A 22,865-nucleotide genomic window follows, 5' to 3' on the forward strand; every position below is an offset into this window, starting at 1 on the left:
GCTCCGCGCCGTCCAATCATCGTGACCATCGCGCTCACTTCAGGCCAAGGGCCCGGGCGTGATGGTCCAGATGGTCGTCAATAAACGACGCAATAAAGAAGTAACTGTGGTCGTAACCCCGGCGCATCCGTAGATCAATATGGTGGTGGACCTTTTCACAGGCATCCACCAGCGCATCAGGCGCCAGTTGCTCCTCCAGGAATTCATCCGCCGTGCCCTGATCGATCAGCAGGGGCAGGCGTTCCCGAACTTCCGGAATCAGCAGGGTGGCGTCCCACTCCCGCCAGGCCTGCTCATCATCACCCAGGTATCCGCTGAATGCCTTGCGGCCCCAGGGACAGTTGCTCGGGTTGGCGATGGGAGCAAAAGCCGATACGGACTGGTACTGGCCGGGATTTCTCAGGGCACAGACCAGCGCCCCATGCCCACCCATGGAATGCCCACTGATGCCGCGCTGTCCGGTAATCGGCAGCTCGCTCTCCAGTAACGCCGGCAACTCCGCCACCACGTAATCGTGCATGCGATAGTGCCTTGCCCAGGGCTCCCGGGTGGCATTTACATAGAAGCCGGCGCCTGTGCCGAAATCGTAACTGTCGTCCTCCCCTGGCAGGCCCAGGCCCCGAGGGCTGGTATCCGGGCAGACAATCGCCATGCCCAGCTCGGCGGCGCGGCGCTGGGCACCGGCCTTCTGCATGAAGTTCTGGTCGGTGCAGGTCAGGCCGGACAGCCAGTAAAGCGCCGGCACAGTTCTGGGCTCGCGCCCGACGGCGACCGGTGGCAGGAACACGGCAAACTCCATGTCACAATCCAGCACCGCTGACCGGTGCCGATAGCGACGGTGCTCGCCTCCGAAACAGACATTACTTGCCAGACGTTCCATACCTCATCTCCCGGTTATTCGCAGTGAAAAGAGTGGCGGTGGGTAAGGTCAGTCGGCCGCGGCAAAGCGCCCCACATCAATACCGGCACCCACCCGGGCCAGTTCCGCCAGGATAGATGTGCGGGTAACGATACCCACCAGACGGCCATGATCCTCAACCGGATAGACCTTGGGCCTGCCGTGCCCGAGGTTCTGGGCCAGGTCTACCACGGACATCTCCGGGCTGATGGTCACCGGCTCGGCCTTCATTACGTCGTCTACCGAGGGCTCGCCCTCGCCGTGATAGTTGCTGACCAGCAGCGCGTGGATGCAGTCCTGCTCCGACACAAACCCCACCACTTTGCGGCCATTATCCACGACCGGAAGCCCGGTGACATGGTTCTGGAGCAAATGTTTCACGACAGCCGGCAGGGGGGTACCCAGCCTGACCGGTTCTATATGGTTCCACATGATGTCCGACGCTTTCAGTGAGCGCATCATGAACGTCCTCCTGTTCGTTTTCGTCCCGTTACGGTTTCAACAAAAAACTGCCGCATACGCCCCTACCTTAGGCAAGAACCCGCGAAAACGAAATGTCATTAACTCACCTGAATGTGTCCGATTACCCAACTTGCTGATTTGAAACATTTACATCCGGTAACCAGTGACTAAACTGCAACTGGATTCCCCATTACCTTATCGCCCCCCTGCCGCGGCCCCTGTCGCCCGGGGGAATTGCAACGGAGCACACCATGGAAGCAATCAGCAACGCTGTGTCATTTATCAATGGACTGGTCTGGGGCCCGCCCATGCTGGTCCTGATCCTGGGCGTGGGCCTGTTCCTGAGCCTGGGCCTGAAACTGATGCCAATCCTCCGCCTGGGGGAAGGCTTCCGGCTGATGTGGAAAGGCCGTACCGGCGGTGACGCGGAATCGGAGGGTGAAATCCCACCCTTCCAGGCGCTGATGACCGCCCTCTCCGCCACCATCGGCACCGGTAACATTGCCGGTGTCGCCACCGCCGTCTTCCTGGGCGGTCCCGGGGCCCTGTTCTGGATGTGGCTGACGGCCCTGGTGGGCATGGCCACCAAGTATTCCGAGGCGGTACTGGCGGTGAAATTCCGCGAGGTGGATGAACGGGGCGCTCATGTGGGCGGCCCCATGTACTACATCCGCAACGGCCTGGGCAAGAACTGGGCCTGGCTGGGCGTGCTCTTTGCCATCTTTGCCGCCATCGCCGGCTTCGGCATTGGCAATACCGTGCAGGCCAACTCGGTGGCGGACGTATTGCAGACCAACTTTGCCCTGCCTCACTGGCTCACCGGTCTGGTGCTGGCGGCACTGGTGGGTCTGGTGCTGATCGGCGGCATCCGCCGTATCGGACAGGTAGCCAGCGCCCTGGTACCGCTGATGGCCATTTCCTACGTCATCATCGGCCTGATCGTGCTGGCGGTTCATGCCGCCGAACTGCCTGCCGCTTTCGCCATGGTGTTCAGCGATGCCTTTACCGGTACCGCCGCCGAGGGTGGTTTTGCCGGCGCCGCCGTATGGGCCGCCATCCGCTTCGGTGTTGCCCGCGGCATCTTCTCCAACGAGGCCGGCCTGGGCTCGGCCCCCATCGCCCATGCCGCCGCGCAGACCCGAAACCCCATCAACCAGGGCATGGTGGCCATGCTGGGCACCTTCATTGACACCATCATCGTGTGCACCATCACCGGCATGGTAATCATATCTACCGGCGCCTGGAGCAGCGGCGAATCCGGGGCGGCACTCACCGCCGACGCCTTTGCCCTGGGCTTCCCCGGTGGCAACTACGTGGTGGCCATCTCACTGGCGATCTTCGCCTTCACCACCATCCTGGGCTGGTCCTTCTACGGTGAGCGCAGCGTCGAATTCCTGTTCGGCGTCAAGGCCATCGTGCCCTACCGGGTACTGTGGATTATCGCCATTCCCATCGGCGCAACCCTCAACCTGGGCTTCGTCTGGCTGCTGGCGGACACCCTCAATGCAATGATGGCACTGCCCAACCTGGTGGCCCTGATCCTGCTCAGCCCGGTGGTGTTCCGCCTGACCAGAGAGCACTTCGAGAACGAGCGCCGTGTCGGCAGCTGACTATGAACATGACCAAAAAATATAAAACCGGTACGGCCATACCCTTGTTGAATGGCTGCACCGGTCCCATAAATAACCAACAAACAACGGAGTTTCCGGCACCCGGTCGCTAACGGTGGGCCGGAAGATCCACACACTGCCAACACGATGGGCCATGCAGAGGCCTGCAGGTCGCAGTATCAATAACGGAGGAAAAGCTATGAGTTTACGTCTAGGCGACACCGCACCCGACTTCGAACAGGACAGCAGTGAAGGCACCATCCGCTTTCACGAGTGGCTGGGTGACGGCTGGGGCATTCTGTTCTCCCACCCGGCCGACTTCACGCCAGTGTGCACCACCGAGCTGGGCCTGACCGCCAAGCTGAAGGACGAATTTGCCAAGCGCAACGTCAAGGCCATCGCTCTGAGCGTGGACCCGGTGGACTCCCACAAGGAGTGGATCAACGACATCAACGAAACCCAGGGCTGCGAAGTGAATTTCCCGATCATCGCGGACCAGGATCGCACCGTGTCCGAGAAGTACGACATGATCCATCCCAATGCCGATAGCAGCCTGACGGTCCGCTCCCTGTTCGTGATTGATCCGAACAAGAAGATCCGCCTGATCATCACCTACCCGGCCAGCACCGGCCGCAACTTCAACGAAGTTCTGCGGGTAGTGGATTCCCTGCAAATGACTGACGAGCACAAGGTCGCCACCCCGGGCAACTGGGAGCGGGGCGAAGATGTGGTTATCGTGCCCTCACTGCAGGACGAGGACGAGATCAAGGAACGCTTCCCGAAAGGCTACAAGGCCGTGAAGTCCTACCTGCGCATGACACCGGACCCCAGATCAAACTGGTCCGGCGAGTAATAAGCCAACGGCGCACAAAAAAGCCGGCCAGGGAAACCTGGCCGGCTTTTTTACGGTTCCGACTCAGGGGAGCCGGGAGACATCCACCGACATCAGAACGCCGGCACAACCGCCCCTTCATACTGCGTGTTAATGAACTCGCGCACGTCCTCTGACGTCAGCGCGTCAGCCAGCTTCTGCATGGCTTCGGAGTCCTTGTTATCAGGACGAGCCACCAGGATGTTCACGTAGGGAGAGTTCTCACCCTCGATCACCAGCGCGTCTTCCGCCGGGTTCAGACCCGCTTCCAGCGCATAGTTGGTATTGATCAGCGCCAGATCCACCTGGTTCAGGATACGGGGCAGGGTTGCGGCTTCCAGTTCCTTGAAGTCCAGGTTCTTCGGGTTCTCGGCAATATCCCGCGGAGTCGCAGTGATCTTGCTCTCATCCTTCAGCTTGATCACACCAGCGTCCTGCAGCAGCAGAAGCGCACGACCGCCGTTAGTCGGGTCATTGGGGATGGCTACAGTGGCGCCTTCTTCCAGCGCATCCAAAGAATCCACTTTCTGCGAATAGGCACCGAACGGCTCCACATGCACGCCGGTCACGGTCACCAGATCGGTACCCCGACCATCATTGAACTCGTCCAGGTATGGCTGGTGCTGGAAGAAGTTGGCGTCCATCCGCTCCTGATCCACCTGAATGTTGGGCTGGACGTAGTCAGTGAACACCTTCACCTGCAGATCCACACCCTGTTCCTTCAGGCTTGGCTTAACAAATTCCAGAATTTCTGCGTGGGGCACAGCCGTGGCCGCTACCGACAGGGTTTCTTCCGCCTGTGCGCCGGAAAAGGCCGCGAATGCGGTCAGGCCAATCAGGGTTTTCTTCAGATTCATAACACTACCTCCAGATGATACTCAATAATAAGGTGTGGCCAAGCAGGCACGAAAACTGTCCGGGGCGCCCGGTTCGGGGGCCTTTTTCCGGACCGTCGAGCGCCAGGGACGGCGCTCGTCGAGCCCTACAGGGATGTACTTGCCGGGCGTGTCCGGAAAAAGGCCACCGAACCGGGCAACCTCCCCCCAAGCCCACAGGCATATCTACTTGCGGCTGAAATACAAAACCAGCCGGTCGCCCAGCATCTGCAGCAACTGCACAAACACCACCAGAAGAGCCACAGTAATCACCATGACGTCCGTCTGGAACCGTTGATAACCGAAACGTATCGCCAGATCACCCAGACCGCCACCACCGACAACACCGGACATGGCCGCATAGGACACCAGGGTAATCGCCGTCACCGTAATACCGGCAATTATGCCCGGCAAAGCCTCCGGCAACAGCGCGCCCAATACGATCTGGCGGACATTGGCGCCCATGGCCTGGGTGGCCTCGATAATGCCCCGGTCCACCTCCCGCAGGGACGTCTCAACCAGACGGGCAAAGAACGGCGCACCACCGGCCACCAGCGGCGGAATCGCGCCCGCCACCCCCAGTGACGTGCCGATGATCATCACCGTCACCGGAATCATCACAATCAGCAGAATGATAAACGGCACCGACCGCAGTACATTCACCACAAACGACAGGATGGCATAGGCCACCGGCTGCTCCAGCAACTGCCGCTTGCCGGTCAGGAACAGCAACACGCCCGTGGGCAGACCGATCACCACACTGAACAACAGCGACATGCCCACCATTACCAGAGTGTCCCAGCTGGCCCACCCGATCTCCATCCAGTCCACGTTACCCAGCAGTGATTCCATCATCGCACCACCTCCACATGGACATCCGCGGCATCAAATTCCGCCATGGCCTTCTCCAGGTCACCGCCCACCAGGGACAGGGTCAGCTGGCCATAGGGCGTATCCTTGATGTGGTCGATACGGCCGGACAGGATGCTGAAATCCACCCCGGACGCCCGCGCCACATGCCCCAGCAAGGGCTTGTAAGTGCTCTCGCCCCGAAAGGTCAGCCGCAGGATCCGGCCACTGGCCTGATTGAAGTCCCGCTCCAGCTCCTCCCGGTCAATATTCTCGCTCTCGAAGACAAAATCCCGGGTGGTGGGATGCTCCGGGTGCAGGAAAACATCCGTTACCGGCCCGCTCTCCACAATCTCGCCACCGTCCATTACCGCCACCCGGTCGCAGATCCGCCGCACCACATCCATCTCGTGGGTGATCAGCACAATGGTCAGCCCCAGCTCGCGGTTGATCTCCGCCAGCAGGCGCAGCACCGATTGCGTGGTTTGCGGGTCGAGGGCACTGGTGGCCTCGTCACACAACAGGATGGTGGGCCGGCACGCCAGCGCCCGGGCAACACCCACCCGCTGCTTCTGGCCACCGGAGAGCTGCGACGGGTACTTGTTGCCCTGGTCGGTCAGACTGACCAGGGCCAGCAACTCCGCCACCCGGGAGCGGATCTCCGCCTTCGAATAGATCCCCGCCAGCTTCATGGGAAAGGCAATATTGTCCGCCACGGTCCGCGACGACAGCAGATTGAAGTGCTGGAAGATCATGCCCACCTTGCGCCGGAACGCCCGCAGCTCGGCGGCGTCGTAGTGGGTAACGTTCTCGCCGTCCACCAGCACCCGCCCGCCGGTGGGCCGTTCCAGCAGGTTGATCAGCCTTACCAGGGTGGATTTGCCGGCACCGGAATGGCCGACAATTCCGAACACCTCGCCGGTGTCGATGGTCAGGTCGGTGGGCTTCAACGCAGGGATCGCCCGGTCACCCACCTGATAGGATTTCTGAACCTGGTCGAGTTCAATCACAAGTCACGAACCTTCCTGAGGTGCTGGCCGACACCTTGTGGGCACGGCACGAAAAGCCGCTGATTATAACGCAATCACCTGGCAAACCCGAATGTTGGATTTTGTATCCGTTGGTATCACGGGCCGGGGCGATGCCGGCAAGGTGTAGTATGCTTATCTGGTTTACAAGTACACTTATTATCCAGAGGCACCGCATACCGTGAGCGACCCGACATCCCCAGAGACAAGGATGACCTCCACCCAGGCATGGGTCTCCTACCTCAGCCGTGTCGAGCTTCCCGTGCTGGCCAATACGCTGAAACGGATCAACGAGCTCACAGACAGTGACAGCAGCACCGTCAACCAGCTGGCTGAAGTGATCATCAACGATGCCCAGCTCACCTCCCAGGTGCTACGGCTGTCCAACACCGTGTTCTACAACCAGACCCGGGTACAGGTCAGCACCGTCAGCCGTGCCATCACCCTGATCGGATTCGACTCGGTAAAGTCCATGGCGATCTCCTCGCTGATCGTGGACTCGCTGCTCAAGCGCTCCTCTCGCCCGCACCTGCTCAAGTGCCTGGCCCGGGCCATTCATGCGGCGGTGCAGGCCCGCAACCTGCTGCCCAGGCGCAATGACCAGGCCCAGGAGGAAGTATTCATCGGCGCGCTGCTGATGAACATCGGCGAGCTGACATTCTGGGCCTGTGACACCGAACAGGCCAGTGAGCTCGAACAGGCTCTCAGGGCCGGCAAGCCCGACGTGGAAGCGCAAAAGGCCGTACTTCACACCACCTTCCCGGAAATTACCCGCGGGCTGGCGGAAGCCTGGGCCCTTGGCCCCTTCATTCGTGACGTGGTGTCATCCAGTCGCGCCAACTCCAATGCCAGCCGGCTGGCCCGGCATGCGGTGACCATGGCGGAGCTGGCCGAGGATGGCTGGCGCACGCCGGAGATGGACCGCATGATGGAGACCCTGGGGAGCGAGCTGGACGAGCCCCCTGCCGTCATCCGCGACCGGGTCAGGCTGAATGCGGGCGAAGCTGGCGAAGTTGCCGTGTCCCTGGGCATTCCCCAGGTTCAGTCGCTGATGCCTGATGGTACCGGCGATATCGAAACGCCACCGCCACCGGACATCGATGCCGACCTGCAACTGCGAATCCTCAGGGAACTGGCCCAGAGCCTGACGGAAAAACCGGACCTGAATACCGTCTTCCAACTGGTGATGGAAGGTATCCAGCGGGGCATTGGCCTCAAGCGGGTGGCCCTGCTGATGTCTGACCGGGAAGGTCGCTACCTGATCCTGCGCAAGGGGGCAGGCCCGCAGACCGATAGCTGGCGCAACCATTTCATGGTGCCACGCAATGGCAGCGGACCCCTGGGGGCACTTCTGCCCCGGGACACCTGCACCGTCTACCAGCCACGCAAACCGACTCCGGAACAGGACTTTGACCCCTGGCTTGGCAGGGTACCCGCCCTGATCGGGCCGCTGGTGACCAATGGCCGGATGTTGGGTATGTTCTACGCGGATTTCGGCGCCAACGGCAATGAGCCCGGCGAGGAACACCTGCAGGCGTTCAGCCACTTCCTGCAGCATGCCCAGCTCTGCCTGACACTGATGGCCGGCCGCCCGGGTCAGTAGCGCCCGGGTCCTGGCACAGCTTCAGTGCAAGGCCCGCATCTGCCGCGGATAGAGTGCGGCACTGACTTCAGGCTCTTCCAGCAGGTCCGCCATTTCACGGTCCACGGCGGTTTCCTCACCCTCTTCCGGCAACGGCTCGAACAGGGTGTTGAGCCAGGCAGTCACCGAGGGTGCCTCTTCCCGTTCGTATTCGTTGGACAGGGCGCCAATGGTCCGGAAGCCCACGATCCGCTGGTGACGGGGGTCGCGAATCTGTTCGAAACCACGCCAGTAGATACGGTCGCGGGTGTGCAGCTGCACGAACAGCGTATCGATAGGTTCGGGACCATCGTCCTGCTCCTTCGGCGCTTCCGTCTTTGCATTGCGCTGACGGATGGTGGTCCAGGCCGGATACAGCAGGGCCACGGCGTCTGCTTCAACGTGTTCCCGCGCAGCACGCAGGATCAGGGCCCACCGGGCCTTGTCGGCATCGGTTTCAAGGGAGTTGATGGGAAGGTCGTAGCTCTGCTCGCTGGAAAGCACGATGGCCATGATCGGCGCATCCAGCTCACCCATGGCTTCCGCCTGCGCTACGGACACCAGTTCTTCGATTGCCATCGGTTGGTTCATGGTACTCGCCTCCTCGATGCCATCATAAAGTGGAAACAGCCTCGACGGCCGGTTCCGGAGAACGGGGCAGCGGTCGCTGCGATCCGTTAATCACAGCATAGCCTGTTACGCCCCCAAAGATAAACGTGGTGTTTGCGGCGTCAGATCACAAGTCCGAGCCTGATATTTATCATTCACCGGTGGTTTGCCAGAGCTGCTCGTAACGTCCGTACCAGGGCGCCGCCTCCTCCAGCTGGGCGGCGAGCTGCAGCAACCGGGCTTCTCCGCCATTTGGCGCGCCGAACTGAACGCCCACCGGCATACCCAGTGGATCCCACCCCAGGGGCAGCGAGATGGCCGGCGTGCCGGTAAGGTTGGCCAGCTGGGTAAACGGCGTTCGTGCCAGGCTTTCCATGGCGAGCTGGTCAATCATGCCGGTACGATGCAGCAGCTTGCCGGCACGGGCCTTCACCAGCAGTTTCGACACCACTTTCATGACCGGCGGCAGGTCCAGTTCACCAATGGTGGCCGGGGGCTGGGCGGTGGTCGGGCTCAGGTAGAGATCGTATTGTCCGAAGTACGCCCCCAGGCTACGGGCAAAGTGATTCCATTGCTGGCGCATGCGGACGTACTCCGGTAACGGAAAGCTGCGCCCCAGCATCGCCAGCACCCGGCTATCCAGCTCAAAGTCATCCTTGCCGGCCCCCTCCGCCAGGGCCATATCGATAAATGCCGGCACCTCCCCGAAATAGATACCCAGATAGCACCGGGCCAGGGCTTCTCCGTCCACCGCCGGCGCGGCCTCCTCCACCTCGTGCCCGAGGGACTCCAGCAACCGGGCGGCATCCTGCACCGCCGCCACACAGTCCGGGTGCACATCACCGCCATAGGGTGAGCCGGTAATCAGCCCGATTCGCAGTTTGCCCGGTGTCTCGCCGGCCAGATCACTCCATGACCGCTGCGGTGACTCGATGCGGAAGGGGTCGCCAGTAACCGGGCCCGCCAGCACGTCCAGCATGGCGGCACAGTCGCGGACGGTGCGGGTCACCACATGGTTGTCCGCCGCGCCCAGCCAGCTTTCGCCGGTCTGCGGGCCCCAGGAGACCCGGCCGCGGGAGGGCTTGAGCCCCACCAGGCCGTTATAGGCGGCGGGAATACGAATGGAACCACCGCCGTCGTTGGCACCGGCCACCGGCACTATGCCAGCGGCCACTGCAGCGCCGGAACCGCCGCTGGAGCCGCCTGGCGTATGGTCTTTACCCAAGGGGTTCCGACTCGGCCCCCACAGGGCCGACTCGGTCACTGCCTTGAGGCCGAATTCCGGTGTCGCCGTGCGGCCCAGGAAGACCAGTCCGGCGCTACGGGCCCGAGTGACATACGCGGAATCCTGATCCATGATCCGGTGCCGCAACCCCCGGCTGCCCATGCTGCAGGGCTGGCCCGCCTGTTCCTGCCCCAGGTCCTTGAGCAGCATGGGAACGCCACCCAGGCGCCCGTCAACAGCGCCCTGCTGGCGGGCTTCACTATACTGGGGCAGACAAATGGCATTGAGGGCAGGGTTCAGGGCTTCAGCACGCCCGATAGCGGCCTCGGTGACTTCTGACCGGGAAACTTCGCCCCGGCGTACCAGATCGGCCAGGCCCGTGGCGTCGTATTGCAGGTACTCGGAAGGTTTCATGGACTTAATCCGTTGTTGTTGGGATTCCGGATGTAGTTAAGGTATACCTTGCGTATAACTCTCTGGAGTTTATCAGTAGTTCTGCGACATGCCGACAAATCCACCACTGGAGTCTGGGCGGCAACGGATCGCGCCAGGCGACATCGAGTGAAGGACCCCATGCATCACCTTTTCCGGCTTTCCCGCCACCCCCGAAGGGTAGGTGTACTGATCCTGTGCTGCCTCCCCCTGCTGGCCCACAGCAACCCCACCGCTCCGGTGGAAGACTGGCAGGCCATTATCCGCAGCGCGCCCTACTGGTCCAGCCAGGGAGTGTACAACAATGTGCTGGACATACGCCGCTGGGTGCTGGAAGAGTCCGGTTACTGCGCCGACCCTGAGCGACACCTGCTGTTCGACCACCGGGGCCAGTTCCTGGGGTACACCAGTAACGCGGAGACCAGCGCGGAAACCCAGCAACGTCTCAACCGCCTGCGGGAGAAACTGGCCCGGGAAGGCCGGGCCTCCGGCTGGACCCCCGGCGACACCAGCACCACCGGTTACCCGTTCGCCCTGGGCTGCGACCAGCCCCATGCCCGGCTCGATGAGGCCCGCGACCGCTACCTGGGGGAAGAACCCGGCGCTCGGCTCTGGGGCCTCTGGGACGACCTGGATTTCGCGTCACAGGAGAAGCCCGGTACGCTCCATGAGGCACTGCTGTACGTCTTCAACACCCGCAGCCAGCAACAGCGCCAGTCACTGCCCGACGAACTGCCCCGCTATCTGGCCGGCATGCTGATGATCGAAAGCGGCGGACGCACCCGCGCCCACTCCACCGCCGATGCCAAGGGCGTCATGCAGCTGACGCCCCAGGTACTGTCCGACTGTGGTGTGGCGACGCGCAATCACTGGCACCGCCTTGCCCAACTGGACTGTGCCATGAAGCTCATGAGTCAGAACGCCCGCATCCTGGAACCGGCCATCAACGAGTATTTCGCCGCCCTGCCGACAGCGAAACGCCAGCGGCTGTTTACCCTGCTGCTGATCCAGGCCTACCACGGCGGGGCCACCCGCATTCGCCGCCTGCTGGATGACGAAGACCTTAACGGCCCCGCCCGCTATTTTGCCGACAACCATGAACGCTTCAGCGCCGGCGACATTGCCTTCGGCATGATCTTCCACAATCTGGGCCGGGATCGACTGGGGCTGGCATCGCTGTATTATGTGGCGGATGTGGAACTGGCGGCCCAGGCCGTTTCCAGCTCGTTCTGAACCATGCCGGAGGATGTGTTGCTGTCATTCCTGCCACCAGGGCTGACCCCGGACATTGCCCTGTTGCTGCTGGCCTGCTCGGTGTTCACGTCCATGGTGACCGCAGCACTGGGCGCCGGCGGTGGTGTCATGCTGCTGGCCCTGATGGCCATGTGGGTGCCACCGGCCGCCGTCATTCCGGTCCATGGCATCATCCAGCTGGGCTCCAACGCCGGGCGCATGACCCTGACCTGGCGGCACGTGGACTGGCGCGTCATCGCCGCGTTCGCCCCCGGTGTTGTGCTGGGCGCGCTGGCCGGCAGCCTGGTGCTGGTGAGCCTGCCACCCTGGGCATGGCAGGTGACCATTGCCCTGTTCGTGCTGTACCTGTGCTGGGGTCCGAAGCTGCCCCCCATGGCCCTGGGCCGGGGCGGCATTCTGGCGGCTTCGGCGCTGACCAGCTTCATATCACTGTTCGTGGGCGCCACGGGCCCGCTGGTGGCGGCCTTTATCAAGCAGATTCACACAGATCGCTTCACCACCGTGGCCACCTTCGCCACCGCCATGACCCTGCAGCACCTGCCCAAGGCATTGGTGTTCGGGCTCGCCGGTTTCATGTTCCGGGACTGGGCGGTGTTCCTCGCGGCCATGATTGCCTGCGGCTTTGCCGGTACCTGGCTGGGGTTGCGTCTGCTGGGCCGGCTGGGAAACCGCGCCTTTCGTAACGTATTCAATGTGCTCCTGACACTGCTGGCCGCCCGCTTGCTGTGGCTGGCGTGGCTGCAGTGGGCGGGCTGATCTGGCGTTCCGCCCGGGACATTATCCTGCGTCTGTCGCAGGCACCGCTACCACCTGGTTACGGCCCCGGGCCTTGGCGGCATAGGCCCCCTCATCGGCCCGGGCCATGACCTCCCGCGGCCCGCTGTCCGCTGCACTCAGATCGGTCAGGCCGATACTGGCGGTGACCCCGAAGTCGTGGCCGTCATTCTGCAGGCGGAAGGCTTCGATATCTGCACGCACCTGTTCCGCCAGCTCGCGGGCACGGTCCAGGCCACACGCCGGCAGCAGTATGGCAAACTCGTCGCCACCGAGGCGGGCCACCATATCCGACCTGCGCACCGACCGCCGCAGGAGACCGGCCAGCTGGCGCAGCAGTTCATCTCCCAGCAAATGGCCGCCCTCATCGTTGACCGGCTTGAAGTAATCCAGGTCGATGACTATCAGCACCGTCGGGGACTCCAGGCTGGATGCCTGCCCCAGCCATTTTACCAGGTCAGCAGAGAAGGCCCGGCGGTTGAGCAGTGAGGTCAGGCTATCGTGGGTCGCCTGCCAGGACAGTTGCTGCTCGTGCTGCCGGCGTTCACTGTCATCACGGATCACGAATACCAGCCGTTCGTCCGGCTCGCCCCGGCTGACGTGGAGCATGGTGATTTCCACATCAAGCGTCTGGCCGCTCTCGTTTCGCAATACGCCGTCCATGGCATGAATTTCGTCACTCTCGAGAAAGTGGCTGGCACTCCATTCCTCGTTTCCGGCCTCGAAAGACACCAGCTGGAACAGAGCCCCCCCGACCGGATTGTCCACCGGCCCGAGAAAGACCGCGGCGGCGGCATTGGCGTAGCGGATATTACCCCGGGTGTCGGTCATCACCACGCCCTCATGCAGAACACGGAGAATGCTGTCTGCCCGTTGCTGCTCGGCTCGCAGGCGGGCCTCCACTTCACCGCGTTCAGACATGACCCGGTTGAAGGTATCCGCCAGCTCCCGGAACTCCTGGTAGCCACCGGCATCCACGGGCGCTTCCCGGACACCCAGGTGACGTTCCCGGATCTGCTCCGCCAGATCCACCAGCGGATTGAGGTAGCGCCGGAACAGGTAGAATGCGAGGGGCATCAGCACCAGCACCACCATGGCGGCGATCCAGGCCAGGTCCTCCCCCAGGCGGTTGGCAGGCGCATAGGCGTCCTCCAGGGGCCAGGTCGCGGATACAAACCAGGGGGCCATATTCAGCTGCTGGATCGCGACCAGCGCTGGCTCTCCACCGCGGGACTGTCCCCGGGTCACCCCTTCGAACCCTCCCATCCCGGCCAGGTCCGCCTGGTTATCGGCATCAATGGCCTTTATGCCACTGGAGTACCCCTCCTGCACCAGAATCAAGCCTGCGTGAGTGATGACGCTGATGTATCCCTGCTCCCCGATAACGGTACTGCTGACCTCGCTCAGGAAATTGTCGGACGTCAGCACAATCGACCCCGCCAGCATGCCCACCATCGCGCCATTGTGGTCAAACACCGGAGCGGTCATGACCACCGTGGGTAGTTCCCGGACCAGGGAGGAAAAAGGTTGTGAAATCTGCGGAGTCAGCTGGGCTACGGTGTCCCGGAAGTACTGACGTCCCGAAAGGTCCGCACCCTGCACCTCGGGCACTTCCGGATAGCTCTCCAGCACCCGCCCCTGCTGGTCAAACAGGAACAGGTTCTCGAACAGGTGGGAGACCGGGCGCTGGCGCTCCATGATCAGGCCGGAAAACTGGCGAAACGAAATGGCGTCCATTTTCATGGCGTCCGCCGCTTCCGCCAGCACCCCGAATCGATCGGTCAGTTTCCGGTCCAGCTCATAGGCAATCATTTCTGCCATGGTGGCCACCTGGCTGCGGGTCTGGCCTTCAAGCTCCTGACGGCTGATGGCCATATTCACCAGACTGACAATGACCACGGTCAGTACAATGGCACCCACAAACAGCACCACGCCCCGGTTTGCCAGCCGGTCAAACCATGCCCGCATTAATGCGTTCCCCCGATGTTGTCGGCACTCTCACAAACCTCATGCGTCGCGGTATGCCCTGCAGGTACCCGGACCCGGATTGATGTCGGGTCGGGCGGCAAACGGCCCGGGTCCGTCAAATCGCGTATACACCGATCCGATGACCGCAGTCTAACAGACCACCCCGGGCCCGTTGCCGGGCAGCCATAGTTTTACTGGAAGAAACTAATAAAAATTGTTATCGTTTTCGTTAACTTGTTATTTCCATCGGGATCAATGCCATGCCTGACACCGCCAGTCTGAACTCCGTGGAATCCCCCCTGCAAAACCTGGTTGCCATGGGTGGCCCGGTCATGTACGTACTGATCACCCTGGCCGTTCTGGGGCTGCTGACCTTTTTCTACCTGACGGTTACCGGCGCACTGTTTGCCCCCCGGTCCCATGGCCGGGTCCGCCGTGAAGTCGCTCAGTGGAAGCAGTCCGGTAGCCATCCACCGGCATCATCCGGCTCGCTCTTCGCCCGCTGCAATCCGATGCTGGCCTTGTCCCGCCGGGCCATGGCCGGCGTCAACAGTGGCGAACCATCGGACAACCTGCGGGAAAATCTCGCCCTGGGTGCCCAGAAGGCCCTGCAACCCTTCGAGGCGCCCCTGAAGATTATCGAAGTCATTGCCGCTCTGGCGCCACTGCTGGGCCTGCTGGGCACGGTCATGGGCATGATGGAAGCCTTCAGTGCCATGGCCACCACCGAGGGGCGCGCCAGTGCCAGCCAGCTCAGTGGTGGCATCTACGAGGCGCTGACCACCACCGCCGCCGGCCTGGTGATTGCCATCCCCTTTGCGGCCATCGCCGCCTGGGCCGAGTTCCGGCTGCGCCGGCTCAACAGCCAGATGAACGAGCAACTGCTGGATATTCTCAACGCGGGCACAATCACCGCGCCCGCCGAGGCCCGCCAGGAGCCGGCACGGCAAGACAACCGCGCGGTGGAAACCAGAGAATCCCGTCAGCCGGCCCGGGTCGCCCATGCCGCTGGTTAATCCCCGGCCCCCACGTCCCATGCCCATACGGATGACGCCCCTGATCGATGTGGTGTTCATCCTGCTGGTGTTTTTCATGGTGACCAGTTACCTGCTGCCCACCGGCTACCTGGAGCTGGAAAACGACACGGCTTCCGGCCGGGGCGGTGATGGCGAACCGCTGCCACAACTGCAGCTGCTGGCCAGCGGCGAGGTACGCTGGCAGGAGAGGAACTGGCAGCCGCGGGCACTCAGCCGGCAACTGGTCAGTGCGGGTCACCGGGAAGTCCGGCTGGCCACCGACGGTGACGTGCCCCTGGATCGCTTCACCCTCACCCTGAGCACCCTGGACAACGCCGGCATCGACGCCCGCTGGCAACGCTCACCCTCCGGGAATACGACAACGCCGTCACCATGACCCCATTAACCCCGGAACCCTTTGAGGATCGCAAGACGCTGCTGGAACGGGTGGAAGACAGCCTGCTGCCGCTGATCAACCTGGTGTTCCTGCTGCTGATGTTCTTTATCGTGGCGGGCCAGCTGACCGATACCCCACTACCGGAACTGCCAGAGATGACGGCAGCGGAGGCCGGCGAGCAACCGGAGGCCGACCTGGTGATCGACCGGCAGGGCCGGTTCCTGGTAACCAACGAGCCGGTGTCCCTGGATAACCTCGCCAGTGCCCTGCCGCCTGCCGGAGAACTGGACCAGCCGCTGCGCATCGGCGCCGCGGGCATCACCGCCATGAGCGAGCTGGACACCCTGTTCCGCAGGCTGGAGGAGCTCGGCCATGATGAAGTCATCCTGCTGACGGAGCCCGCGGAATGAGCAACACCGCCCGGGCCGTCATTCTCCTGATCGCGCTGCTGCTGACGGCGGTGACCCTGTGGCTGGCCATACCATCCGTGCCGACGCTGGAGCTGAAGACCCAGGGCAATGCCAATGTCACCAGGCCGGCGCTGAAGGTGTCGCTGGCAGGTGGCACACCTGTGTCGAAACCGGAAGAGCAACCATCGGAACCGGAATCAGCGCCAGAACCAAAGCCGGAACCTGAGCCAAAACCGGAACCGGAGCCTGAACCAGAACCTGTGCCCGAACCTGAACCACAGCCAGAACCAAAGCCAGAACCAAAGCCAGAGCCAGAACCAAAGCCAGAGCCAGAACCAAAGCCCGAACCTGAACCTGAACCTGAACCACAACCAGAGCCTGAACCAGAGCCCACGCCGGAACCCGAACCAAGACCGGAACCAGAGCCCGAGCCTGAACCACAGCCGGTGGAACCCACGGCCACTGAAACCCCGGCTCCCGAAGCGACAGATTCGTCGCCTGTCGAGGCGGAATCCGCAGCGGACACAGCGGAACCGGATGTCGGAGCGGACCAGGCGACGCAGCAGGAGCAGGTGGAACTGGTCGCCGGCGACGATGAAGCCGTGGACCAGTACCTGGGCAAGCTGGCCAGCCATCTGGCACGCTACCGGGACTACCCCCGTCGCGCCCGGCGCCTGGGCCAGGAGGGAACGCCCGTGGTAATCTTCGAATTCGACCGCAACGGCAAACTGCTGGAGGCCCGGCTGCGGGATTCTTCCTCCCACAGGCTGCTTGATGAGGCCGCGCTGGAGCTGTTGCGTGACGCCAGCCCGCTACCGGAGGTACCCGAGTCCATGACCGGCCAAAGCTTTACCTACACCCTGCCGGTAGGGTACAAGTTGCGCTAATGTCCCGTCTGGCTAATTCCTTAACCTAATGAGCTTCTGAGAAGCCGAAGAGCTAGGCGTGCTGGTGAAGGTTTGGTGGTTCCAAATCGAGACAGCACAACGACGCTATTCGGCTTCTCAGAAGCTCCCGAAGGGCTTGCCTCTGAGGACTCTGAGCCTGTGTTGCCAGTCCTTGATGTGGAACCACCACACCTGCAGACTGGCGCCTTGGTCAGAGTCCTCAGAGACAAGCATTAGATTAAGGAATTAGCCAGACGGGACACCAGTCAATCAGCGCAGTACCCACATGACACCTGATCCGAAAGCAAGCCGGGCCATCGCCCGACTGATGTGCGACACCACCCGCGACACCCTCTGGTCCCGCTATCGTGACCGGGTACGCCAGACACGGCCCCGCGCCGACCTGGAGTGCCGTACCGGGTCCGGGCGTGCCACCTATCATCGCTATGATCACCGTTATCAGCGTCACCTGATCACCTATGGCGTTCGCATGGTCATGGCGAAGCAGGCGCCGGATACCGCCGCCAGCTGGCTGTCCACCCGCGAGATACGCAGCCGGGGCTACTTTGGCGGCGAGATTTCGGTGCTGAACCTGCTGGCCCATACCTGCACCCACGAGTTTGCCCACCTGCTGCAACAGCATGCCGGCAAGCGTTACCACGGTTCGGTGCACAACCACCATTTCTACCAGATACTGGACCAGCTCAATGGCGATGGGCTGGCAGAGCATACCCGGAGTCACCTGGCAGGCCTGGCCAGACGACAGGGCCTGTTTCTGGACGACAGGGCGATGACCATGCCCTGCCAGCAACAGCAGGCAGGGCAGTGGCAGAAAGGGGATCAGGTGCGGTTCGGCAAGGGCCGGGCCGCCCGGGAGGGAGAGATCCTCAAGGTCAACCGCCGGACCTGCACCGTGGAGGGCACCGGCGCGTCCCGGGGGCTGCGATTCCGGGTGCCCTTTGTCATGCTGGAATCCGGCTGAACCCGGAACAGCGTCAGGGTGCGGCCTCAGCCGGTTCCGCCGTGGCAACCGCCAGGCATTCCCTGAGCTCCGGAACGCAGGACCCGCAATTGGTGCCGCACTTCAGTTGCCGGCCCAGGGTTTCCACATCCCTGGCGCCATCACGAATCGCTGCCTCAATCTGCAACTCGCCAATCCCGAAACAGCTGCACACCAGTGGCCCGGTATCCGCCACGTCCACATCACGGGCCGACAGCAGCCCCCGACGTTCCTGACCGTTCAGGGTCCGCCCGTCAAACAGGGACGACAACCAGCTGATATCCGGCAGTTCATCGGCATGGCGGGCCACCAGCAACACCCCCTGCAACCGCCCGTCCTGAAGCCTCGCGGCGCGATAGAGTCCCGAGGCGCTGTCCTCCAGCACCAGATCCGGGGCACCACCCAGCCAGCGGGTAACCTGCCGCTGCCAGGCCACGGGTTTGCAGCCAGCCAGCCACCAGGCATCACAGTGGGCCTGGGGCACCCGGGTCCAGTAGTCTGCCTGCCAGCCACCGGGCGCCGACCGGGGCCGAATCAGACGACCATGCCAGGCGGCATGAACCGGCCTGACAGACACCACGCCATATTTGGACTCCGGCTGCCCGGAGACGGGGTCGGTGACCGGAGCAATCAGCGAACTGGCCAGTGCGGCAAGGCTGAACTGGCGGCTCCAGTGAATGGGCACAAACGCCTCCCCCGGCCGCTGCCCCGGCTCGGCCCGGACCCGCCCCAGGAAAGACCCCTTGTCATCCCGGCCCGTGAGTCGCGCCAGACCACCGGCTTCAAGGCCAAGTTGCGCCACATCGTCCGGGTGCAGCTCGATAAACGGCTCCGATCGATGCTGTACCAGCCGGGGGGAGCGGGCCGTGCGGGTCATGGTGTGCCACTGGTCGCGGATGCGGCCGGTGTTGATAATGACTTCGCCGGGGTGTTCCGGCCGCGTTTGCGGCATACGGGGCTGTACCGGCACGAAGCGGGCGCGGCCATCACCGGTACTGAAACCGCCATCGGTAAACAGCCGGGCACGACCATGGGGGTGTTCTCCGTTTACCGGCCACTGCACCGGGGCCAGTTGCTCGTATTCCTCATCGGTCAGATCCGCCAGCGCCGAGAGGTCGAACTGCCGGGCCCCGTCATTGTCCAGTGCCGACAGTCGGGCGTGCTCCCGGAACACCTCGGCGGCGTTGGACCAGCGAAAGGCATCATCATGGCCCAGCCGCTGCCCCACGTCTGCCAGGATGCGCCAGTCGGCCCGGGCATTGCCGGCGGCTGGAAGAAACCGGCGCTGGCGCGAGATACAGCGCTCCGAGTTGGTGACAGTGCCATCCTTCTCGCCCCAGCCTTCCGCTGGTAGCAGGATATCCGCCAGTTCGGTGGTATCCGTCTGGGCAATACAGTCGGACACGATCACCACCGGGCAGTGTTTCATGGCCTCGCGGATATGATCGGAATCCGGCAGACTCACCGCCGGGTTAGTGCCCATGACCCATAGCACCTTGATCTCGCCACGATGCACCGCATCGAACAGGTCCACCGCCTTGTGCCCGGGCGCATGCGGAATACGGTCGGTGTTCCAGAATTCGCCAATGCGCTCCCGGGCGCCGGGCGTATCGTATTCCATATGAGCCGCCAGGGTGTTGGCCAGGCCACCCACTTCCCGCCCCCCCATGGCATTGGGCTGACCGGTCAGGGAAAACGGTCCGGCGCCGGAGCGGCCGATGCGCCCGGTGGCCAGGTGACAGTTGATGATGGCGTTGCCCTTGTCGGTACCCGCCGAGCTCTGGTTGACGCCCTGGGAGAAAGCGGTCACCGTCCGCGCCGTGTCGGCAAACCAGCGGTAGAAGGTGACCACATCCTGCTCCGGCAGGTCACAGGCCTCCGCTACCTTTTGTGGCGCAAAGGCGCTGCGGCGGGCCGCATCAAGCGCCTCGTCAAAGCCGTTGCAGTGTTGCCCGATATAGTCGTGGTCCAGGGCCCCGGTATCCGCAAGCCACACCAGCAGGCCGTTGAACAGCAGCGTGTCGGTGCCCGGCTTCAGGGCCAGGTGCAGGTCCGCCAGCTCGGCGGTGGCGGTCCGCCTGGGATCGATCACCACGACCCGGCGCCCGGGGCGATCCGCCGCTTTCATGCGCTGATACAGTACCGGGTGGTTCCAGGCGGTGTTGCTGCCGGTCAGCACCAGCAGATCCGCCAGCTCCAGGTCCTCATAGCAGCCCGGCACCACGTCTTCGCCGAACGCCCGTTTATGGGCGGCCACCGCCGACGACATGCACAGGCGTGAATTGGTGTCGACGTGGGGCGTGCCGATAAAGCCCTTGGCCAGCTTGTTGGCCACGTAGTAGTCCTCGGTCAACAGCTGACCGGACAGGTAGAAGGCCACCGATTCCGGGCCATGATTTTCCATCGCGGCACGAATGGCACCGGCGACCTCGTCCAGCGCCCGATCCCAGGAAACCTGTCTGCCCAGCACCCGGGGGTAGAGGGTGTGCACGTCGCTGCCGGTGGTTTCATGAAGACTGGAGCCCTTCACACACAGCCGCCCGTAGTTGGCCGGGTGGTCGCGGTCTCCGGCGACCGGCGGGCTGTCGCCGGCGCGGTCACCAGAGTGGGGGGTTGCCATCACGCCGCAACCCACTCCGCAATAGGGGCAGGTGGTTCGACGGGGTTGTTGTAGCGTCTGATTGCTCACGGTCGCTCCGCAAATTCCCTGTATTGATGGACGGGGCACAAAAAAACCCGGCTGGCATGCTTCTCACGAAATCCGGTCGGAGCCAGGACTCGGAAACAGACCAGCCGGGCGTCGTTGCCCGCTGTGGCCCCACCTGCTGAAAACGCGCCAGGCGGGATACCGATAATGTGCTGCCAGCGATCAAGCAATAATGGGTCCACGGAGGCCTGCTGCCGGGTATCGGGTACAGGAAAACCGCCAAACTGACGGCACCACAGTCGGTTGTGGGCGTCAGCCCGCTCGGTATACCGGCGAATTGACGTGGATTCCCCTGCCTTTGCGGATGCCTGTCCGCCCATCGCTGGTGCATAACGCCCGAAAACGCACCGCTACCTACAGCCCATGTCGTGCCGATTCACTGCCGAGAAACTGCAACCTTCTGATAAAAAAGAGAATTAATAACTGGCATGGGAGCTGCAAGGGTCTGACCAGGAACGGTCCCAATGGCGTGGACCGCTTCGAAACATTCTGACTGATCTGCAGACATTGGCGTCTGTCCTTCTGAAAACCGGGGGACAGGCGTTTTTTTTTGCGAGTACAAACGGAAAGACCTTCGGGGGAAGCAATGAAACGGAATCTGATACTGGCCGCATCCCTGGTTCTGGGGCTGACAGGCACTGCTCACGCAGAGATTGGCCCGGCCGAGAAGCCGGACCTGAAACTGGGCTTTATCAAGCTGACGGACATGGCGCCTCTGGCGGTGGCCTGGGAGCAGGGCTTTTTTATCGATGAAGGCCTGTTCGTGGAACTGGAGGCTCAGGCCAACTGGAAAGTGCTACTCGACGGTGTCATCACCGGTGAGCTGGACGGCGCCCACATGCTGGCGGGTCAGCCGCTGGGCGCAAGCATTGGCTACGGCACCCAGGCCGACATTATCACTGCCTTCAGCATGGATCTGAATGGCAACGGCATTACCGTCTCCAATGATGTCTGGGAAACGATGAAACAGCAGATCCCAGACAATGAGGACGGCAAACCACAACACCCCGTCAGCGCCAGCACTCTGAAGCCCGTGGTTGAGCAATATCGCGACCAGGGCGAGCGTTTCCGCATGGGCATGGTGTTCCCGGTCTCCACCCACAACTATGAACTGCGCTACTGGCTGGCGGCCGGCGGCCTGAACCCCGGCTACTACGCCCCCCAACGAGGCGATACCAGCGGCACCCTGCAGGCCGACGTGCACCTGTCCGTGACGCCGCCCCCGCAGATGCCATCCACCCTGGAGGCTGGCACGATCCAGGGCTACTGCGTTGGTGAGCCCTGGAACCAGCAGGCGGTGTTCAAGGGCATTGGCGTACCGGTGATCACCGACTATGAGATCTGGCCCAACAACCCGGAAAAGGTGTTTGGCGTGACCCGGGAGTGGGCCGAGGAAAACCCCAACACCCACGTGAGGCTGCTGCGGGCACTGATTCGTGCTGCCCACTGGCTGGATGAGAACGACAACGCCAACCGGGAGGAAGCGGTGAAGTTGCTGGCCCGCTCCGATTATGTGGGAGCAGATGAGGAAGTCATCGCCAACTCCATGACCGGCACCTTCGAGTACGAAAAGGGCGATGTGCGCGAGGTACCGGACTTCAATGTGTTCTTCCGCTACTTCGCCACCTATCCCTATCCTTCCGATGCCATCTGGTATCTGAGTCAGATGCGTCGCTGGGGCCAGATTCCGGAGGCCAAATCCGACGAGTGGTACATGAAGACCGCCAGGGAAGTGTACCGGGCTGACATCTACGAGGAGGCCGCCCGCTCGCTGATCGAGGACGGCACCCTGTCAGCCGACGAGTTCCCGGATCTGGAGGCGGAGAACTTTGTGCGACCTCACCAGGGTGAGCTGATCGACGGCGTCGCCTTCACGCCCCGTGAGCCCAACGCCTACATCGACAGCTTTGATATCGGGCTGAAGGGCAAAGAGTCGCCCTGAAGCCACTGAACCCAGATTAAGGGAGAACGG

At 62.8% G+C, this 22,865-nt stretch carries 20 protein-coding genes; 11 read left to right on the forward strand and 9 right to left on the reverse strand.

The window, feature by feature from the left end; translation table 11 throughout:
• Positions 1 to 34: 34 nt before the first annotated feature.
• Positions 35 to 880, reverse strand: a complete 846-nt coding sequence (gene fghA / locus IE079_RS01515) for an S-formylglutathione hydrolase (protein WP_189571775.1) — start codon at positions 878 to 880, stop codon at positions 35 to 37.
• A 48-nt stretch (positions 881 to 928) separates the two neighbouring features.
• Entirely contained in the window at positions 929 to 1,357 is a 429-nt protein-coding gene (locus IE079_RS01520; protein ID WP_189572890.1) for a CBS domain-containing protein, read from the reverse strand.
• 254 nt (positions 1,358 to 1,611) lie between these two features.
• Here IE079_RS01520 and IE079_RS01525 point away from each other — a divergent pair, with 254 nt between their 5' ends.
• The gene (locus tag IE079_RS01525; protein WP_189571778.1) at positions 1,612 to 2,970 is read left to right on the forward strand and encodes an alanine/glycine:cation symporter family protein; all 1,359 of its coding nucleotides are present in this window, start codon (positions 1,612 to 1,614) and stop codon (positions 2,968 to 2,970) included.
• Positions 2,971 to 3,169: 199 nt separating this feature from the next.
• Positions 3,170 to 3,823, forward strand: coding sequence for a peroxiredoxin (locus tag IE079_RS01530; RefSeq protein ID WP_189571781.1), 654 nt, complete (start codon positions 3,170 to 3,172; stop codon positions 3,821 to 3,823).
• Positions 3,824 to 3,915: 92 nt separating this feature from the next.
• On the opposite strand, the gene IE079_RS01535 is transcribed toward IE079_RS01530, so the two are convergent.
• The 3 genes from IE079_RS01535 to IE079_RS01545 all read right to left on the reverse strand — a co-directional run bounded on the left by IE079_RS01535 (position 3,916) and on the right by IE079_RS01545 (position 6,575).
• The gene (locus tag IE079_RS01535; RefSeq protein ID WP_189571784.1) at positions 3,916 to 4,698 is read right to left on the reverse strand and encodes a MetQ/NlpA family ABC transporter substrate-binding protein; all 783 of its coding nucleotides are present in this window, start codon (positions 4,696 to 4,698) and stop codon (positions 3,916 to 3,918) included.
• A gap of 204 nt (positions 4,699 to 4,902) precedes the next feature.
• A complete protein-coding gene (locus IE079_RS01540; RefSeq protein WP_189572893.1) occupies positions 4,903 to 5,568 on the reverse strand; it encodes a methionine ABC transporter permease in 666 nt (221 codons plus the stop codon).
• Positions 5,568 to 6,575: a methionine ABC transporter ATP-binding protein gene (locus IE079_RS01545; RefSeq protein ID WP_189571788.1), complete on the reverse strand. Its 1,008-nt coding sequence runs from the start codon at positions 6,573 to 6,575 to the stop codon at positions 5,568 to 5,570. The genes IE079_RS01540 and IE079_RS01545 overlap by 1 nt, the downstream gene beginning before the upstream one ends.
• 229 nt (positions 6,576 to 6,804) lie before the next feature.
• Between IE079_RS01545 and IE079_RS01550 the strand changes: the two genes are divergently transcribed.
• On the forward strand, positions 6,805 to 8,196 hold the full coding sequence (locus tag IE079_RS01550) for an HDOD domain-containing protein (RefSeq protein ID WP_189571791.1): 1,392 nt from the start codon (positions 6,805 to 6,807) through the stop codon (positions 8,194 to 8,196).
• A 21-nt stretch (positions 8,197 to 8,217) separates the two neighbouring features.
• Here IE079_RS01550 and IE079_RS01555 read toward each other — a convergent pair whose 3' ends face one another.
• Entirely contained in the window at positions 8,218 to 8,805 is a 588-nt protein-coding gene (locus IE079_RS01555) for a hypothetical protein (protein ID WP_189571795.1), read from the reverse strand.
• A gap of 169 nt (positions 8,806 to 8,974) precedes the next feature.
• The gene (locus tag IE079_RS01560; RefSeq protein WP_189571798.1) at positions 8,975 to 10,462 is read right to left on the reverse strand and encodes an amidase; all 1,488 of its coding nucleotides are present in this window, start codon (positions 10,460 to 10,462) and stop codon (positions 8,975 to 8,977) included.
• A 147-nt stretch (positions 10,463 to 10,609) separates the two neighbouring features.
• Between IE079_RS01560 and IE079_RS01565 the strand changes: the two genes are divergently transcribed.
• Together IE079_RS01565 and IE079_RS01570 are read left to right on the forward strand one after the other, a co-directional pair.
• Complete coding sequence (locus IE079_RS01565; RefSeq protein ID WP_227712240.1) at positions 10,610 to 11,713, forward strand: lysozyme family protein; 1,104 nt, start codon at positions 10,610 to 10,612, stop codon at positions 11,711 to 11,713.
• A gap of 15 nt (positions 11,714 to 11,728) precedes the next feature.
• Entirely contained in the window at positions 11,729 to 12,490 is a 762-nt protein-coding gene (locus IE079_RS01570; RefSeq protein ID WP_189571801.1) for a sulfite exporter TauE/SafE family protein, read from the forward strand.
• Between the two features lie 21 nt (positions 12,491 to 12,511).
• Here the strand turns inward: IE079_RS01570 and IE079_RS01575 are convergent, their stop codons facing one another.
• Positions 12,512 to 14,476: a sensor domain-containing diguanylate cyclase gene (locus tag IE079_RS01575; protein WP_194523915.1), complete on the reverse strand. Its 1,965-nt coding sequence runs from the start codon at positions 14,474 to 14,476 to the stop codon at positions 12,512 to 12,514.
• 260 nt (positions 14,477 to 14,736) lie between these two features.
• Here IE079_RS01575 and IE079_RS01580 point away from each other — a divergent pair, with 260 nt between their 5' ends.
• The 5 genes from IE079_RS01580 to IE079_RS01600 all read left to right on the forward strand — a co-directional run bounded on the left by IE079_RS01580 (position 14,737) and on the right by IE079_RS01600 (position 18,168).
• Positions 14,737 to 15,492 (forward strand): MotA/TolQ/ExbB proton channel family protein, encoded by a 756-nt coding sequence (locus tag IE079_RS01580; protein ID WP_189571804.1) that lies wholly within the window; start codon positions 14,737 to 14,739, stop codon positions 15,490 to 15,492.
• Positions 15,493 to 15,511: 19 nt separating this feature from the next.
• Positions 15,512 to 15,889: an ExbD/TolR family protein gene (locus IE079_RS01585; RefSeq protein ID WP_227712242.1), complete on the forward strand. Its 378-nt coding sequence runs from the start codon at positions 15,512 to 15,514 to the stop codon at positions 15,887 to 15,889.
• Positions 15,886 to 16,299: an ExbD/TolR family protein gene (locus IE079_RS01590; RefSeq protein WP_189571812.1), complete on the forward strand. Its 414-nt coding sequence runs from the start codon at positions 15,886 to 15,888 to the stop codon at positions 16,297 to 16,299. The genes IE079_RS01585 and IE079_RS01590 overlap by 4 nt, the downstream gene beginning before the upstream one ends.
• On the forward strand, positions 16,296 to 17,186 hold the full coding sequence (locus IE079_RS01595) for a TonB family protein (protein ID WP_189571815.1): 891 nt from the start codon (positions 16,296 to 16,298) through the stop codon (positions 17,184 to 17,186). The genes IE079_RS01590 and IE079_RS01595 overlap by 4 nt, the downstream gene beginning before the upstream one ends.
• A gap of 286 nt (positions 17,187 to 17,472) precedes the next feature.
• Positions 17,473 to 18,168, forward strand: a complete 696-nt coding sequence (locus IE079_RS01600) for a hypothetical protein (RefSeq protein ID WP_189571818.1) — start codon at positions 17,473 to 17,475, stop codon at positions 18,166 to 18,168.
• Between the two features lie 13 nt (positions 18,169 to 18,181).
• Here the strand turns inward: IE079_RS01600 and IE079_RS01605 are convergent, their stop codons facing one another.
• A complete protein-coding gene (locus tag IE079_RS01605) occupies positions 18,182 to 20,875 on the reverse strand; it encodes a nitrate reductase (protein ID WP_227712243.1) in 2,694 nt (897 codons plus the stop codon).
• A 604-nt stretch (positions 20,876 to 21,479) separates the two neighbouring features.
• Between IE079_RS01605 and IE079_RS01610 the strand changes: the two genes are divergently transcribed.
• Positions 21,480 to 22,835 (forward strand): CmpA/NrtA family ABC transporter substrate-binding protein, encoded by a 1,356-nt coding sequence (locus IE079_RS01610; protein WP_189571822.1) that lies wholly within the window; start codon positions 21,480 to 21,482, stop codon positions 22,833 to 22,835.
• The last annotated feature ends 30 nt before the right edge of the window (positions 22,836 to 22,865 follow it).

It is taken from the genome of Marinobacter zhanjiangensis, from assembly GCF_014651935.1.
Classification (GTDB): domain Bacteria; phylum Pseudomonadota; class Gammaproteobacteria; order Pseudomonadales; family Oleiphilaceae; genus Marinobacter; species Marinobacter zhanjiangensis.

Bases quoted from the DNA above. Each gene is read 5' to 3' on its own strand.
- IE079_RS01595 (WP_189571815.1), top strand. From the start codon at position 16,296: ATGAGCAACACCGCCCGGGCCGTCATTCTCCTGATCGCGCTGCTGCTG.
- IE079_RS01540 (WP_189572893.1), bottom strand. From the start codon at position 5,568: ATGGAATCACTGCTGGGTAACGTGGACTGGATGGAGATCGGGTGGGCC.
- IE079_RS01535 (WP_189571784.1), bottom strand. From the start codon at position 4,698: ATGAATCTGAAGAAAACCCTGATTGGCCTGACCGCATTCGCGGCCTTT.
- IE079_RS01610 (WP_189571822.1), top strand. From the start codon at position 21,480: ATGAAACGGAATCTGATACTGGCCGCATCCCTGGTTCTGGGGCTGACA.
- IE079_RS01590 (WP_189571812.1), top strand. From the start codon at position 15,886: ATGACCCCATTAACCCCGGAACCCTTTGAGGATCGCAAGACGCTGCTG.
- IE079_RS01560 (WP_189571798.1), bottom strand. From the start codon at position 10,462: ATGAAACCTTCCGAGTACCTGCAATACGACGCCACGGGCCTGGCCGAT.
- IE079_RS01520 (WP_189572890.1), bottom strand. From the start codon at position 1,357: ATGCGCTCACTGAAAGCGTCGGACATCATGTGGAACCATATAGAACCG.
- IE079_RS01550 (WP_189571791.1), top strand. From the start codon at position 6,805: ATGACCTCCACCCAGGCATGGGTCTCCTACCTCAGCCGTGTCGAGCTT.
- fghA (WP_189571775.1), bottom strand. From the start codon at position 880: ATGGAACGTCTGGCAAGTAATGTCTGTTTCGGAGGCGAGCACCGTCGC.
- IE079_RS01580 (WP_189571804.1), top strand. From the start codon at position 14,737: ATGCCTGACACCGCCAGTCTGAACTCCGTGGAATCCCCCCTGCAAAAC.
- IE079_RS01600 (WP_189571818.1), top strand. From the start codon at position 17,473: ATGACACCTGATCCGAAAGCAAGCCGGGCCATCGCCCGACTGATGTGC.
- IE079_RS01525 (WP_189571778.1), top strand. From the start codon at position 1,612: ATGGAAGCAATCAGCAACGCTGTGTCATTTATCAATGGACTGGTCTGG.
- IE079_RS01555 (WP_189571795.1), bottom strand. From the start codon at position 8,805: ATGAACCAACCGATGGCAATCGAAGAACTGGTGTCCGTAGCGCAGGCG.
- IE079_RS01575 (WP_194523915.1), bottom strand. From the start codon at position 14,476: ATGCGGGCATGGTTTGACCGGCTGGCAAACCGGGGCGTGGTGCTGTTT.
- IE079_RS01585 (WP_227712242.1), top strand. From the start codon at position 15,512: ATGCCCATACGGATGACGCCCCTGATCGATGTGGTGTTCATCCTGCTG.
- IE079_RS01530 (WP_189571781.1), top strand. From the start codon at position 3,170: ATGAGTTTACGTCTAGGCGACACCGCACCCGACTTCGAACAGGACAGC.